Annotated in this window: 7 protein-coding genes; 3 read left to right on the top strand and 4 right to left on the bottom strand. The window is 51.5% G+C overall.

From position 1 onward, the window contains the following. Positions 1-59: 59 nt before the first annotated feature. The 4 genes from LG384_RS06075 to pheP all read right to left on the bottom strand — a co-directional run bounded on the left by LG384_RS06075 (position 60) and on the right by pheP (position 5051). Entirely contained in the window at positions 60-1211 is a 1152-nt protein-coding gene (locus LG384_RS06075) for a Gfo/Idh/MocA family protein (RefSeq protein WP_225760618.1), read from the bottom strand. Further along, positions 1208-2236: a sugar phosphate isomerase/epimerase gene (locus LG384_RS06070; protein WP_225760617.1), complete on the bottom strand. Its 1029-nt coding sequence runs from the start codon at positions 2234-2236 to the stop codon at positions 1208-1210. Before LG384_RS06070 ends, LG384_RS06075 begins: the two co-directional genes overlap by 4 nt. 15 nt (positions 2237-2251) lie before the next feature. Further along, the gene (locus LG384_RS06065; protein ID WP_045440896.1) at positions 2252-3493 is read right to left on the bottom strand and encodes an MFS transporter; all 1242 of its coding nucleotides are present in this window, start codon (positions 3491-3493) and stop codon (positions 2252-2254) included. A gap of 163 nt (positions 3494-3656) precedes the next feature. Continuing rightward, on the bottom strand, positions 3657-5051 hold the full coding sequence (pheP, locus tag LG384_RS06060; protein ID WP_045440895.1) for a phenylalanine transporter: 1395 nt from the start codon (positions 5049-5051) through the stop codon (positions 3657-3659). A gap of 385 nt (positions 5052-5436) precedes the next feature. On the opposite strand from pheP, the gene LG384_RS06055 reads away from it, so the two are divergent. From LG384_RS06055 to LG384_RS06045, 3 genes are all read left to right on the top strand, one after another. Beyond that, positions 5437-6612: a DnaJ family molecular chaperone gene (locus LG384_RS06055; RefSeq protein WP_048221897.1), complete on the top strand. Its 1176-nt coding sequence runs from the start codon at positions 5437-5439 to the stop codon at positions 6610-6612. 613 nt (positions 6613-7225) lie between these two features. Beyond that, positions 7226-7804 (top strand): LuxR C-terminal-related transcriptional regulator, encoded by a 579-nt coding sequence (locus LG384_RS06050; RefSeq protein WP_048221898.1) that lies wholly within the window; start codon positions 7226-7228, stop codon positions 7802-7804. A 195-nt stretch (positions 7805-7999) separates the two neighbouring features. Beyond that, the gene (locus tag LG384_RS06045) at positions 8000-17338 is read left to right on the top strand and encodes an autotransporter-associated beta strand repeat-containing protein (RefSeq protein WP_225760616.1); all 9339 of its coding nucleotides are present in this window, start codon (positions 8000-8002) and stop codon (positions 17336-17338) included. Positions 17339-17423 lie beyond the last annotated feature (85 nt).

Raw genomic sequence — 17423 nt, 5'->3', positions numbered from 1 at the left:
GGTTTTCGCTTTGTGTTGAGGCTACCATAAAATCACCGCCCGGCGAACCGGGTGCGTATTTAACGCTGTACCGACACCCAACGCTGCTGCTGATGGCTTTTTATAATAGCATCAATGATATACATCACATCAGCGCCATCCGTGAACGAAGCAAAACGACGGGCCTCAGGCGCAGGCATTTTCCCTGCCTGCACCGCCTGGTAAAACTGCAGCATCATATTTTTGAACGCATCTGGCCACCCCTCAATATGTCCGCCCGGAAAATGCGCACTTGCGGCTACCTCGGCATTCATCAGTCCCGGATCATCCGTCAGGATCTGATTCGCCTGCTGGCGATGTCCCACCCATAGTTGCTGCGGTGTTTCCTGGTCCCAGCTCAAAGAATGTTGGCTGCCGTTAATCTCAAAACTCAGATGGTTCTTTCGCCCGGCGCTGACCTGAGAAATACTAAAACAGCCCTTGCTACCATCCTCAAAACGCACCAGCACCGATCCACAGTCTTCGGTAGTAACCGGTTTATCTTCAAGCTGTCGGTCTGCGGTCTGCTGATTAAAGGTCGCACCACCGGTAATGCTGGCTTTGCGTGTTGGCCAGACGATAGCAAGATCGGCCATCACCTCCACAATGCGCTTGCCAGTAACGAACTGCACCGTGTCGCACCAGTGCGAGCCGATATCTGCCACTGCCCGCGAGCCACCGCCAAGTGCTGCATCGACGCGCCAGTTGTAGTCAGTTTCCAGCAGCATCCAGTCCTGCAAATAGCAGCCCTGTACGGCAAACAGACGCCCAACGCTGCCGTTGCGTACCATGCTGGCCGCCTGCTGTACCATTGCGAACTGGCGATAAACAAAGCTAACACCATGCACCACGCCCGCCTGCTCAGCCAGCTCCACCAGTTCATGAGCCTCATCAGGCGTCATACAGAGCGGCTTTTCAGAAAATACATGCAGCCCGGCACGCAAAATCTGTCGATTGATGTCAGCATGCAGATGATTCGGCGTGCAGTTATGCACCACCTGTAGCCCCGGATGCGCCAGCAACGCTTCAACGCTACCGTACGCATGGGGAACATGTAACGAACGAGCCCGTTCATCAGCAACGGCCTGTGAGCTGTCGCAAAGTGCCACCACGTTCACATTACCCAGCCGACGCAGCGCCTCAATATGCGCAGGCCCAATAAATCCGCTACCAATAATACCAACCTGTATCATTTGCGTACCTCATCGCCAGCGGCGAAATCATCAAATGCGCGAGATGAAACCGGAATAATATGGCGTTGAATAAACCCGCTACCTTCACTGGCCCCCGTTTCTGCCTCTTTCAAACAGCATTCCCACTCCAGGACTGCCCAACCAGGATAATCATATTGCGTGAGTTTGCTGAAAATCGTTTTGAAATCAACCTGTCCATCCCCCAGCGAGCGGAACCGTCCGGCGCGGTCAATCCATGGCTGATAGCCGCCGTACACGCCGCTTCGGCTATTGGCACGGTATTCAGCATCTTTAACGTGAAACGCTTTGATGCGCGAATGGTAGATATCGATAAACCCGAGATAGTCCATCTGTTGCAGTAGCAGGTGGCTGGGATCGTAAAGGATATTGCAACGCGGATGATCATCAACCAGCGCCAAAAAACGCTCGAAAGTGACACCATCATGCAGATCTTCGCCTGGATGGATCTCATAACAAACATCCACGCCGTGTTCATCAAAACAGTCAAGAATGGGCCGCCAACGACGTGCCAGTTCCTGAAATGCCTCCTCAAAACGCTGGCGATTATGCGGTGGCCACGGATAAAAATAGGGCCAGGCGAGAGAACCAGAAAACGTCGCGTGCGCCGTCAGCCTCAACCTTTGTGAAGCGGCCGCAGCCTGTTGTAACGTCTGTGTCGCCCACGCCTGGCGGGCCTGGGGATCGGCGCGTAATGACTGTGGTGCAAATCCGGCAAAAGCATCATCGTAGGCAGGATGGACCGCAACCAGTTGACCTTCGAGATGAGTGGATAACTCGCTGATCGCCAGCCCATGTTCCGCCAGCATCCCGCGAATATCATCGCAGTAGGTCTGGCTTACCGCAGCCTGTTCGACATCAAACAGCGACTTGTGATTACACGGGATCTGTAATGCCTTATAGCCTAATCCCGCCGCCCACTCAGCCAGCCCTTTCAGGGTGTTAAACGGAGGTTGCCCACCGATAAACTGTGCCAGAAAAATCCCCGGTCCCTTAATGGTTCTCATAACCCCTCCTGAATATTACGCGCGCTCTTTCTCGTCATACTTGAAAGAGAAAAGGAAAATCACAGCAATTACTGCGGCGGCGACTGCCGGGATCCACCAGAATGTAGTCCATGCCTGAGGCACGGTCTGTCCCGCGACCAGTCGGTTATACAGCGCACCGGAAATTTGCGAACCCAGCAGCATGCCAATCCCGTAGGTAAACATGACGATCATGCTTTGCGCCTGACCTTTTACTTTTTCCCCGGCAATACGGTCGGTGTAGATAAAACCAACCACAAAGAAGAAGTCGTAACACACCCCATGTAACAAAATACCGAGATAAAGCAGGAAACGCCCCTCTTCACTGATGCCAAGCGCAAAGAAGGCATAACGCACAAACCAGGCGCACATGCCGATAAGCAGCATGTATTTCACGCCCAGTCGTCGGAACAGGAACGGGATCACCAGCATGAAGAAAATTTCAGACATCTGGCCGAATGACATGGCCGTGCTGACATCACCAACGCCCGCATCCGCCAGAAACGACGCGGTGTACGCATAGTATGTCCCCAGCGGCACTGAGATTAACGTCGCGCAGAGAGAGAAGACAAAGAAGTGGCGAGTTTTGAGTAAAGCAAAGGCATCTGCGCAAAACAGATCACGCACTTTTACCGGCAGCCCTTTCGCCGGAGCGGGTGTATTGGGCAGCGTCAGACTATAGAGCGCCAGAATCACTGAAATAACCGCAGCCAGCGTAAAGATGCCTGTCGTATCTGAAATGCCGGTTACGCCGATGAAGATCCCCGCGACAATCCAGCCAATAGTGCCAAACACCCGCACTACCGGGAAAGTTTTGTCTTTATCGGACAGGCTATGAAATGCGATATTGTTGGTCAACGCCAGCGTTGGCATGTAGCACAACGTGTAGCCAAACAGCAGACCAATCAGCAGTGCGCCGTTTTGCGCCACCAGCGCCTGCGGCACAAACCAGAGGATCGCAGCCCCAGCAAGGTGCATCACCGCCATCACCTTTTGCGAAGCAAAGAAGCGATCCACCAACATCCCCAAGACAAACGGCGACAAAATCGAGGCGATTGGTCCGGCGGAAAACGCATCACCAATCAGCAGCGACATGTTGTGCTGGCTCATCACCAACCCCAACGTGACAGACCAGCTTCCCCAAATAAAGAACTGTAAAAACATCATTAGCGAGAGCCTCGGCACCAGCAGTCTGTACCGTACGCTCTGTTTTCCACTACTTTCGGTTGTCGACACCATTTTTTGCCTCACCTTTAAAAAGTAATCGATTACAAACAGGTTCAAATAAAAAGTAATCGATTACAAAACAAAGATCCTGTGAAGCGATTCAGAACTGCGAGTTCAATCACGATAAAGATCGAGAGATGACCGATCTCATCATCAGGATGAGATCGGTTAGCGATTAGCGGGCTTTACGGCGCAGCAGTTTGAAGGCAACAAACAGGAACAGGATCCATGCCGGCAGCAGCATGGCCGACAAGCGCATATCATCCATGGTACACATCAGCACCAGGATCAAAGCAAGGAAGGCAATACACAGATAGTTTCCGACCGGATATAACAGCGCCTTGAACTGGGTATCACGCCCCTTGCGACGCATCGCCGCACGGAAACGCAGATGCGCCAGACAAATCATAATCCAGTTCAGCAACAGGGTCGCAACCACCAGCGCCATCAGCAAACTAAACGCTTTTTGCGGCAGCACGTAGTTGATCAATACCACCAGCGATGTGATAGCGCCGGAAAGAATCAATGAGTTAACTGGCACGCCGCGACGGCTGACACGGGTTAGAAACTTCGGTGCATTCCCCTGTACCGAAAGGCCAAACAGCATACGGCTATTGGAATACACGCCACTGTTATAGACCGACAGCGAAGCTACCAGGATAACGAAGTTGAGCGCTGAAGCCACCACGTTGCTGTCAAGATTATGGAAAATCATGACAAACGGGCTGCTGTTTGATTTCACTTCCACCCAAGGATACAGCGCCAGCAATACCACCAGTGAGCCGATGTAAAACAGCAAAATACGATACACCACCTGGTTTACTGCTTTCGGGATACTTTTTTGAGGATCCTGTGCTTCAGCCGCTGTAATGCCGATCAGCTCCAGTCCACCAAAAGAAAACATAATCACTGCCAGCGACAGGATCAAACCATTCCAGCCGGTAGCAAAGAAACCGTTGTAGCGCCAGAGATTATCGATGCTCGCATGTTCACCGCCGTTGCCGGAAAACAGCATCCATATACCAAAACCAATCATGCCGATAATCGCCAGCACTTTAATCAGTGCGAACCAGAATTCCGTTTCACCATACAGACGAACGTTGACCAGATTGACGGCATTGATAATAACAAAGAAAGCGGCGGCCCAAATCCAGGTCGGGACATCGGGCAGCCAGTACTGCATGTAGATCCCGGCTGCGGTAAGCTCCGCCATGCCGACCAGTACAAACATTACCCAGTAGTTCCAGCCAGACAGAAAGCCGGCAAAGGGTCCCCAGTATTTATAGGCAAAGTGGGCAAACGATCCGGAAACGGGTTCTTCAACCACCATTTCGCCCAACTGACGCATAATCAGAAACGCGATTATTCCGGCGACACCGTAGCCCAGCAGGACCGCAGGTCCCGCCATCTGAATTGCCGGGCCAATCCCCAGAAACAGGCCCGTGCCAATTGCGCCACCCAGCGCAATTAATTGAATATGGCGGTTTTGCAACCCCCGCTGAAGCGTCGGTTCATTAGTCGACGCGGCATCGGACACACTAGTGTCAGATGCAGTTGACGCGTTTTTCACGCCCTACCCCTGTGTGGTTTTTATTGAAGGGGCTTCTTTTAACATTTCAACCTGGTTGTCGCAAGGCGCAATCGTTTGGATACGCCGGGCTGCCTTAACTCAACGCGCCGGGGCTCAGGATAAACAATCAGAAGTCATCGCTCACGAAAATCTTCAATACCAGAGTTCGCGCAGCTTGCGGACGATATAAAAGATGAAACGAGGCTTTGAACACCCGAACAAATGCGCGTTACTGCCGCTTTTTTATAATTACCGTGAATTATTCTGGACGAAAAGGCATCGCAGGCCACAGAATGCGCTTTACTGTTTTTCCAACATTTTCAAACGGGTGAACCCACTCTGGTATCGGTCACTCGTTTTTGAGCCACGCCAGGCAACGACTGTCATGAATAAGATCATTAAACGACTCGAAATCGTCAAAAGCGCCATCGAACTGGAAGATGAGGAGATTATTTTCCAGCAGCTGGCACATCTGAAAAATGAACCATTGGCAGTCATTCCTGGTGCGATAGTACAGGCTATCGAAGAGCGACGTTTCAACGATGCCCTACGCGAAATTTCCGGCTGGTTACAATCTCAGCGAGCGGTATCAACGTGGCAAGACCCTGGCATCGCAGCCAGTAAACTCGAGCTAAAAGCGCTCGAGTCACAACTGCGAGACCTTATTGATAAGCGCAACACACACATTCAAATCCTGGATGAATTTAACGACCTGTACCATCTTCGCCTCGGCCCGTTAATGAGCCGGATTCTGGAACTGCGCAAACAACTGGCCGCCAGCGCACTGCGCAAACAGGAAGCGGAGAGAAAACGACGGGAAAAAGATTATCAGTCCTGCCAGCACTATATTTCACAGGCCGTTGATCAACTGGCAAAACTCAAGCAGCACTGGGTGAACCTGAGTTCTGACTCCCGTGAGTCCGTGGAAACCCGTCAGCGTATTCAGCAACAAACTGAGCTTATCACCGCCCTGCTGGCAGAAATCCGTGAACTGGAAAACGATTTTTCTCGTCAGGACGACCGCGCTACCCGGCAGGCTCAGGAAGAGGCCAGCCATGAATATGATGAATACCAGGAACAACAGCAGGATGCTCAGCATCGCTTTACCCGCGATCAGCGGCTATCTCCGAATGAACGTAATGAGTTAAAACGCCTGTGGCGTCAGGCCAGCCGCCTTTGCCACCCGGACGTCGTGGCAGATGATTTAAAAGAAAAGGCACATCAGATGATGGTGCAGCTTAATCAGGCGCGACAAAATGCCGATCTGGCAGCCGTTCGGGCATTGCTTACCCAACTGCAAAGCGGCCTTGAACCAATGATGGCAAGTGACCGACTGAACGATCTGGAGCATTTACGCAGCAAAATACAGCAGCTCAGAGAGCAAATTAGTGCTCTGCTCAAAGAGATTACCGAACTGGAAGCTGAAAACGCCTGGCGCCTGGCCACTTCAGTGACGGATAAAGAGGCTTATTTTTCAGATCAACAACGGGCATTAACGGAGATCCGTAACACGCTGGAAGTACAGGTACAACAAGTGGAACAAGAGCTGTTGGCCAGTTGAGGATTCTCGGATTGCGTGATGAACACAGTGGTGATGGCATGAGTGATTTGCGCATTAAGCACGAATAGCTCATTTTGACATTAAATTTTAAGATTTACATAAAACTAAGGATAAAATCATAAAATATAAATAATTAAAGACATTTAATTCAAATATGACAATATTTTCATCTACCAACAACCCTCATACTTTACTGCCCTGTCGCTGGTTAAGAATTCTCTCACCCCCTTCCCTATCTGTTAAGAACACTACATATCTTATTGTATTAAAAAGATTTTTATAAAATAGCCATCTATAACCCTAAGAATACCCTGTCTTTGTCACACTGGCTGACAGGAAACCCCGACGATTCATAAGCGAAATCTATCAATCATCTGCTCAGAGGTGAAATAAACGATTTATCTTAAATTTTCACAAAGAGTAATATCTACTTTAAGAATAGTTAATTATTTAAATCAATACAGAGAATATCTGTTAAATCCGAATAAATAAGGATGCGTTCAAACCGAAGAACGGAATACGAAATTTAATTAACACTTCACGCGTCGTAAAAAACTCTTTTTTAGCATAAAAAAGAGGCGATTGCTTGCACCAAAATTTCAAGGAGATCGTTATGTCTAAGGCTGTTTTTTTGGGTGATTCAATTTACCCCTGGCTAGGCATGCGAGAAATCCTACGTGGCTCATCATTATTAATTGATATCGCGTACTTTTCCTCACAGACGCTTTCTGCCGTCAACAAGCTATCTCATGAAACAGATTGCATCATTATTAACCCCGGCAATTCAGATTTATTAAAATATGCCCGGATTATCCGCAATATGGCTTTACATCCCTCCACGAAAATTATCGTTCTGGCAGATGAAGTCACCTTCTCTATATTTCAAACTGTTTGCGGGATGAACATGCAGTTTCTGGATCAAGACGCCAGCCTTGATCAGCTACTGCATACAATAACTCGTATCACACAAAACAAAAAATCACGCAATATCAAAGAACTGAACAATAAAATTACAGCTAACGAATTCAACGTAATGATGATGCTTGCCCGAGGCTGGTCGCTGACACAAATCGCCGGAGCATCACAAAAAAGCGAAAAAACTATTGGAGCGTACAAAAGCAACATCGCCAGAAAACTCGGTAAACATAATACCCGGCTAAAGTACACTATCTCCCACTATAGCCAGTCGTAACTTACTTATTTAAGGATACTGATAACGGTTATTTTTTAAGAGGCTTACTTTCGGCTCTTTTTTTATTCCGCATAGCCCGGAAGGGGTCTCTATTTCCGAAAATTAATTTACCCGGTAGCACACCCGCGTGCCAACCATAGCCAACAACTCAACGTAATAACACATGCAATACAGAAATGCAGACGAGGGTTATATATGAACAAGGTTTACAGCATTATTTGGAACGCGGCGCTCGGTATCTGGGTTGTCGTTTCCGAATTAACCAAAGGTAAGAAAAAAAGCAGTTCGCGTAAAACTGTCGCGGTACTCGCGGCTACAGCCTTAATTAGCACCTCGCCACTCGTGGCGGCGGATGACATCGGCAACCATGATATTTCTGTCGATTATAATAATATTGTCATTCAACCTGGTACAAATGACGACGTTCACAATGATGGCTTCCTCTACCAGAACACCACTAACGGTGCGGTGTTAAACGTCACTGGCGCATTGCCGAAGATTGAGCAAGGCCAAACCGGCCTTGTCGAATCGGCGACTATTGAGCAGTTGCTAGAGCAAAAGAAAATCACCCTCACGGCGACCATTGGGGGCGTTACCACTCCGATTACAACCGTTGAAGAACTGGAAAAGTATTACTACAACCAGCCGACGACGACGCCTGCTCAGGATGACAAAATCACCGTCATTGACCCTGCATTACAAACCCCGGCAGATATGCAGGTCTACAACACCGATGAACTGGTTCACTATCTGACCGAAACCCCGTTAGAAGGCATTACGTTAAACACCTACGACGCAGCCCTTTCAAAAATCTATAACAACTTTGGCATTGCGCAGGCCAGCAACGGTTCGACGGCCAATCTGAACATTGGTAACGATCAGAAAAATGCCCGTGATGATGAAAACACCATCAAACTCCTGGCTAAAAACAGCTCGTTACTCGAAGCCAGCGGCGCAGATAGCAAGGTTAACTGGATATCCGACAACTACATCTCATTTGGCGCCGCCCCCGTTGTCCCGAATAAAAGCTTTAACGGTTCTCAGACAATGGACCAGTTCGGCAAAGTGTTGACGATCGATACCTACGGATACGACAGCGAAGGGAATGCGGTGAAAACCGGTACCCAGGAGTTCGATATCACCAATACCGAAGAGCTTGGCGACCTTAATGACTGGCTGCTGGGCGAAAGTGATACAACGGTCTTAAATGCACAAGGGAACAAGGTAAGCCAGCTGCAACTGATGCTGGACGCCAATCGCGCCACCATGTCGCTCAAAGATGTTGAAGACTGGTATGCGAAGTTGATTACCAGCGTTTTACAGTCCGATACGGTAACCGGCTCGGTTGACTGGGACTATAAAGTCTGGACTGATGGCGAGGGTCATACTAATAACGCCACGATCGGTAATACCGAGCTGCACGCTGTCTACGCACATGGCGCGGGCGCAACAGGCACAGTGACACAAGATTCTGTACTGGCGGTAGACGGCAGCATTAATGGCGTGATGAAAGGCACGGAAGGTGCCGTTATAACGAACCAGGGCTCCCTCAACGTACTACGTACTTCCACAGGCCACAGTCTGGCGATTGGTATGCTGGCGGAAAACGCTACGGCAACCAACACCGGTACCATCAACTCCGGCTTGTTCATCGATAAAGATGGGCGACAGGCTCTGAATAGCTACGGCGCTATCGGTATGCAGGGCAAAGGGGCCAGTACCGTTACCAACGATGGCATCATTAACCAGGCCATCACGACGAATAACTATGGCACCGCCTCAGCTGCCAACCCATGGGATACCAACACCACGGTAACAACGCCAATTACGCTGGCCATCGGTATGCAATTATCGGGGAACTCTACCGGGGTTAACAACAAAACCATCAATATTGTGGACGGTAACGCCAACGGTGCCTCTTTCGGGAAAGGCACAGCCTACGGCGTTGAAGTAACTGATGGCGCAACCTTCACTAACAGCGCTGGTGCATCTATTTATCTGGGCCGTGATGGTTCCAATACCTCTCAGGATGTTGCGATGGCTGGCGGGTCAAACCTTAGCGCCGGCATCCACGCGCGAGGGACTGGTACCGTGACTAACGCGGGAGATATTACCCTCGGTACAGGCGTACGTAATGCTGCAGGTATTCTGGTTGCTGGTGCGGCCGGGAATGTCATCAACTCCGGCAAAATTTCGGTTAATGGTAAGACATCCGGGCTACCAAACTACGGGATGTCGGTACATAACAGCGGCGCCAATGCGGGTCAAACTATCCGTAATGATGGCGAGATTAATGTTAACGGCAAGAATAATATCGGCATTCATGTCCGCGCAGACAGCACGGATGCCAAAGTGACCACCAGCCAGGCCGGTCAAATTACGGTGAACGGTGAAGGAGGAACCAATGAGCGAAACTACGCCATTTGGGTTGAAGGCTCCTCCAGCAAGCAGGCAGTTGCTGATATCTCTTCCGGCATTACGCTGAATGGTACCGGGGACATCGGCGTTCACGTTCGCGGTAGCGCAACGGCGAATATTAATAACGACAGTAGCCCTGTGTTTAACAGCACCGATCAGATAGGCTATTATTTGTACGGCGCCAATGCGGTCGCTAACATTGGCAAGACGGAGATGAATGATAATGGCCAGACCAATACCACTATCTTCCGTATTGCTGAGGGCGCTAAATTTGCCGGTAACAGCAATGATCCGGTAACCGGCACGGCTTCTGATCTTAAACTGACACTCAGCGGTAAGAATTCTGTTGGTGTACTGGGTACCGGGAATAATACCCTCGTTCAAACAGGTGAAGCGACGTTCAACGTCGGTGGTCAAGGCGCATCGGCCATTGTGATTGAAGGCGGTGCAAGCGGTAATATCAGCGATAAAACCACCATTAATTTGACCGGTGTCGAAACCACTGCCGGCATCGTCGACGGCCAGGCGCATAATTTAAACGGCTCCAACCAGGGCAATCCTGTCGAAACCACCCTCATCTCTGACGCCAGCATCACCTCCGAAGCCAGCGGGAACAAGGTTATCGCGTATGTAGCGAAAAATCTGGGGAATATTATTCTCAACGCGAAAGCACTGGTGGATCTCGACAGTATCGACAGCATCGGTGTCGATGTGCAACAGGGCGGACGTTTAACAAATAACTCGTCCAGCGCTTTACATGTCAGTAACGGTATTGGCGTACGCGCCTCCGGCTCTGATGCGCAGATCAAAAGGCTCGGACAGATCAAGGTCGACGATGGTACCGCTGGCGTTCTGCTGACAAACGGTGCCGTACTGGACATTACCGCCGCGGCCGGTGACTCCATCATCACGAATGGCACCGCCGACGGTATTCGCCTGGATGCCGGTGCAGGCTCTCTGACAGCCAAAGGGGTTTCCATCAGTGCCTTGGGCACTGGCGCGGGGATCCAGAACGACGCCAACAGTAGCGACATCACGCTCAATGATGTCACCATTAATGCCAACGACGGCTCAGGTATCCGTACCAGCGTTGCGCTGAATGTAAAAGACGGTGCGGGCAATAAGCTGAATGTCACCGGCAGCGGTACCGGTTTTGCTTTTGAAGAACGCGACGGTAGCCCTGTGAAGGGCGATCTGAATATTGGTACGGGTTACACCGTGCTCGTCCATAACGCAGCAGGTAATGCCACAGGGAGCGGGATCCGCGCCAATACCAGTGGTAATGTCACCACCAGCGCCGACATTACCGTTCAGGACAGCACGGGTGATTCAGCCGTTATCGCGAAAAATGTTAACTCTCTGACCAACAACGGGAAAATCATCTCTAATAGCGTCAATGGTCCGGTGATTGATGCCAGTGGCGCTAACGGTAAAACCATTACCAATACGGGAACTATCCGCGCCGCCAGCGACACAGCCGTGGCAATTCAGTCCGGTAACGGCAATGACACCATCAATATCAACGGCGTTGAAACGGTAGGTGTCATCAATACCGGAGCTGGTACGGATACCGTTAACTGGTCGAAAGGCACCTTTGCAGGTGAGATGAATTTCGCTGGAACCAGTGGAAACAATAAAGCCAATATCGGTAACGTCGAGCTGGGCAATACGCGCCATATCATCACCGCAGCAGGTGCAGGTAACGCCCTCACCTTTACAGATACGCATGGCACGGGTGCCAAAATTGGCAGCCTGGGCAGCGATAATCTGGGCACAGGCACGAATATCGGTACCGGTTGGGACTCACTCACGCTTACCGGCTCTCAGGCCGATATGCGCATCGTGGATCGTCTGACACTGGCGAGCGAAACGATCGCCGTTAATAACGGGGCAACTCTGCGCACTGGCGACCACGGTGAGTCCAGCAGTAATGCCGCCACCATTGGCGATTACAACATCACTACTAACAACGCTGCCAGCAAAGTCATCTTTGATACAACGGGCGACAATAACCAGGCTCAAATCTATAACGGCATCATCAGCGGCAGCGGGAATTTTGAACGTGCGGCGGGCGGCACTACGATCTTCACCGCCAACAACACCTATACCGGATCCACCACCATTGATCAGAGTGGCACGCTGCAGTTAGGTTCAGGCGGGAATACCGGGGAAGTCAGCGCAGTGTCGAATATTCTCGACAACGGCATACTCACCATTAATCGTGCCAATAACGTGCTGCTTAACGGCATCATTTCCGGTATTGGCGCGCTGCAGCAAATCGGTGGCGGGACTACGCGTCTGGGCGGGAACAATGCCTATAAAGGTGATACTACCGTCACGAGCGGGGCTCTGTTGGTTAATGGTAACCAGAGTGCTGCTACTGGCATAACCACTGTCAGCAACGCTGCCACACTGGGTGGTAACGGTGTGATCGGCGGTCACGTGGTGATGAACGATGCCTCGACAATCAGCGCCGGTGACGGTGGCGCAGGCACGTTATCCATTAACGGCAGTTTGCAACTCGGCAACAAAACAACCTCCGCCTTCGAGCTGGGTCAGGCCTACACGCCTGGCGGCAAACTGAACGACCTGATTAACGTTGCAGGCGATCTGCAACTTGACGGTACGCTGGATGTCACCACTTCGCAGGGCGGTAATTTCGGACCGGGTGTATACCGTATTTATAATTACGGCGGCACGCTAGATAACCAGGGGCTGGATCTGGGCGCGATCCCGGACAGTCAGGATAAGAGCAACGTTTTTGTCCAGACCTCTATCGATAAACAGGTAAACCTGGTTAACGCCAATGGCGTCACCCTGCAATTCTGGGACGGTGCGACCGTCAGCCAAAGCCACGGCGCAACGGGTATCGAAGGCGACAGCAAAATTGACGGTGGCGATGGTAAATGGATGGCGATCGGCAACCAGGGTGATAACAACTGGACGACGGCAACCGGCGAAGGCAACGCACCATGGGCACAAAAATCTTTCGCCGTGTTCACGGGCAATGCCGGTACGGTAACCGTTGATAAAGCTGCGGGTGAAGTCAACTTCTCCGGGGCGCAGTTTGACGCTGATGGCTATGTCGTCAAAGGCGATGCGCTCAACGCCTATGCCACCACAGAAAATGCGACGCATGCGGGTCAAACACCCGGGACTGGTGAACTGCTGCTGCGCGTAGGGGCCGGCGGCGCGGGGCAAAATTACACCGCCACCATAGAATCCATCATCCGTGAAGCCAGCACGAGCGATAAGCTAACACTGGTGAAAACGGACCTTGGTCGTCTGATCCTGAGCGGCGACAACGAGTATCGTGGCGGTACACGAATTGATGGCGGTACGCTGCAAATTTCTTCTGACAATAACCTCGGACAAAGCGGCACAGGTCTGGAGATCAACAACGCTTCGACATTGCAATTAGGCGCGGATCTAAGCACCGATCGTACCATCACGCTGGGTGCGAATACCGATGCAGAAGTGTTTGACCTGAACTCACATCACTTCACCCCAACCGGAGATATCACCGGTGATGGCAAACTGAAAATCACCAGCAGTACAAGCGATGCGAGCAGTACCCTGACGCTCGACAGAGCAAACAGCTACAAAGGGGAAACCGAGGTCGCAGGTACGGGCAATGCTAACAATGTTACCGTCAACGTCAGCAAAACCGGCGCATTTGGTAGCAATGACAGCAGCACAGTTACCGTTAATAAAGGCGCGACAGTTAACGTTAGCGGGACGGATACCAGTCTGCAATCGCTCACCATGAACATTGCCGACAGCCTGCTAACCCTGGCTGACAATGTGACAGCCGCGAGCGCGAAGCTGAATCTGACCGGCAAAGCGAAAGCAGTATTAACTCAGGATTCCACTGCAGGTGACGCAACGGTTAACGTCGGGAAAGACAGTACGCTGGCGCTGGAAGACAACGCCAGCGGCGGCAGTGCCGATGTGACCAACAGCGGATTGATGACCTTTGCTGACCTGGCGATGGCAGAAAACGCTGTCGTCAAAAACCAGGCTGGCGGTATGGTCGACATCAGCGCGGTAAACAGCGCAACGTCTATCGGTTCGCTGTCTGGCGCAGGTAACGTTGAGCTGGGTAATAAATCCCTGTCTCTGGGCAATCTGAACTTTGATGACACTATCAGTGGTGTCATCAGCGGGAATGATGGCAACCTGGTGAAAATCGGTACCGGCACGTTAACGCTGGAAGGCGACAACACCTATACCGGCACCACGGATGTCAATCAGGGCGTGCTGCTGGTGAACGGTAATCAGTCCGCCGCAACAGGTCAGGTCACCGTGAAATCCGGGGCTACGCTCGGTGGTAACGGTATTATCGGCGGTGCAGTCGATGTGCTGGATAACGCCCATATTACCGCCGGTGCAGCGATCAACAGCGTGGGTAAACTAACGACTGGCTCTCTGACGCTCAGTGATAACGCCCAACTGGATTATCAGTTTGGTCAGGCTTTTACCCCAGGCGGGGCCTTCAACGACCTGATTGATGTGAACGGTGATCTGACGCTTGACGGTAAACTCAACATTGAGACATCGCCAGGCGGAAGTTTCGACGTTGGTGTCTATCGCGTCATTAACTACACCGGTACGTTAACCAACAACGTGATGGACATTGCTAACGCGCCGGAAGCTGCAGACAGCCTGTATGTACAAACCTCGGTGAAAAATCAAGTCAACCTGGTCAACCATGCAGGACTGACACTGCGCTTCTGGGACGGCACCGGCGGTGAGAATGGCGAACTGAAAAACAACGGCGTCATCAACGGTGGTGACGGTATCTGGCAATCCAGCCAGGGCAACGACAACTGGACAACCGATGAGTCCACACCAGAAGGCGCATTAAACGCACCGTTTACCGATGCCGCATTTGCTGTCTTCCAGGGGGAAGCAGGCAACGTTACCGTTGATAACAGCAAAGGCGACGTGATCATCAGCGGTGCGCAATTCGCTACCGATGGCTATCGCGTAGGTGGTGAAGCCATCACTACCGATACGGCCGATACGTTGATTCGCGTCGGCGATGGTACTGTAGACGGTATCAACTACACCGCGACCATCGACAGTGTGATTCGCGGAACCGGTGGTTTGAACAAAGGTGACCTCGGAACGCTGATCCTCACCGGTGACAATACCTACAGCGGTGGAACCACCATTACGTCTGGTACGTTACAAGTGGCTGGTGATACCAACCTCGGGGCGGCAGATACCGGGATCACCTTCAATGGCGGTACGCTGAAATATGGCGACGCATTTGATACCGCGCGTCAGGTCACTCTGGAATCCGGCGGCGGGACATTCGACACAAATGGGTATGATGTTTCTCTGCTGACGGAAGTCGAAGGTTCCGGTCAATTGACCAAAACCGGTAAAGGCATACTGACACTGACGCTGGACAATACCTACACCGGCGGTACGACTATCGAGCAAGGCGTGTTGCAACTGGGTAACGGCGGTAATATCGGCAGCGTACAGGGGGATATCGTTGATAACGGCATTCTCAATATCGATCGTGCCGATACGCTGGCATTAACCAGTAATATCAGCGGCGAAGGCCAGTTGTATCAGACAGGCAGCGGCACCACTGTTCTGCAAGGTTCCAATACCTACAGCGGAGCGACCCTGATTGCCAACGGCGTACTCGAGGCAGGTAATACCGATACCCTGAGCGCATCATCACACCACTATGTTGCTACAGATACCGCGCTGAATACGCAGGGTTACAACCAGACGGTGGCAGGACTGGATAACGGTGGTGATGTATCGCTCCGTGGTCAACAGGTCGGTTCAACCATAACCGTCAAAGGGGATTACCGTGGTGAAAATGGTACGTTGCAAATTGCTGCAGCGCAGAACACCAGCGGAACAGGCATTGCGGATCGCTTGATTATCGATGGCGGTCAGGCTAGCGGCAGTACCCTGCTGGATGTTGACGGTTCCGGTCTGGGCGCTCCGACAGTTGGTGATGGTATCGAAGTGGTTACCGCGCTCAATGGTGCAACTACCACGGCGCAAACCTCACAGGATGCATTCCATCTGGCCAGCGCGCACATGGCTGCGGGCGCCTTTGAGTACCAGTTGCATGCCGGGAACACACAAGGCCAGGGAGAAAACTGGTATCTGAGAAGCGAATACCGTCCGGAAACAATGCTGTACTCCGGCCTCGCCAGCGTCGTTCGTCAGGGAGACATCAGCCTGTTGGGTAACATGCACCAGCGAATGGGGGATGATGTTAAACCGGGTATTGATGAAGACAACCGCGCCTGGGCCAGAATGATCGGTTACTCCGGTAAAACCAAACTGGATGATGCGGCAGGTACGCAAACCAGTTCACATACCACGGGTATCCAGGTCGGCGTCGATATGTATGCTACTGAAAGCTGGAAAGCCGGTATGTATGCCAGCGTTCTCGACATTGACAGTAACGTTCAAGGGACGAAAACGGGGAGCAATGGTAAAGGCGGCAATATCGACGACAACGCATTTTACGTCGGCGGTTATGCTACCTGGTTCTCTGACGATGGTATGTACGTCGATAACGTCCTGCAGTACGGTAACCATAAATCCCGTCTGTCCGCATCAGGTAATAATGGTTCATATAGCGTGAGAGGCAATACCCTGACGGCTTCGACGGAAGTGGGTAAATCATTCCGTTTAGGCGCCAGTGCCTGGAGTCTTGAACCGCAGGCGCAGTTGATCTACCAATACAGCGACTTCGACAACAGTACGCTGGATGGCGAAACCAAAACGAAGGTTAATCTGGATACCGCAGATTCATTTACCGCTCGTCTGGGTGTGCGCCTGGTCGCCGACTACGATACCAACCATGGCAAATTCCAGCCTTATGGCCGGGTAAACGTCTGGCAGGGTCTGGGTTCAAAAGACAAAACGCACTTTAGCAACGCGGTCGCAACCACTACGCTGGAATCATCACAGCAGTACTCCAGTACTGAAGTTGCAGCCGGCCTGAGCTGGTCTATCGACAGGAATTTGCAGGTCTACGGTGAACTGGGAACCCAATTCAGCAATGGCAGCAATAAGTCGCAGGTTGAAGCCCCGGTGAATGCATCGATTGGCTTTAAGAAATCGTTCTAACCCAGCATAAACTTAACCAGCCTCCTGTTTTCACAGGAGGCTTTTTTATGCCCGCTGACTATCAGTTCTACAGGTATGGAGCGGG

The organism is Citrobacter sp. Marseille-Q3906 (assembly GCF_916618775.1).
Lineage (GTDB): Bacteria > Pseudomonadota > Gammaproteobacteria > Enterobacterales > Enterobacteriaceae > Citrobacter > Citrobacter murliniae.
This window is presented reverse-complemented; position numbering and strand designations above follow the sequence as displayed.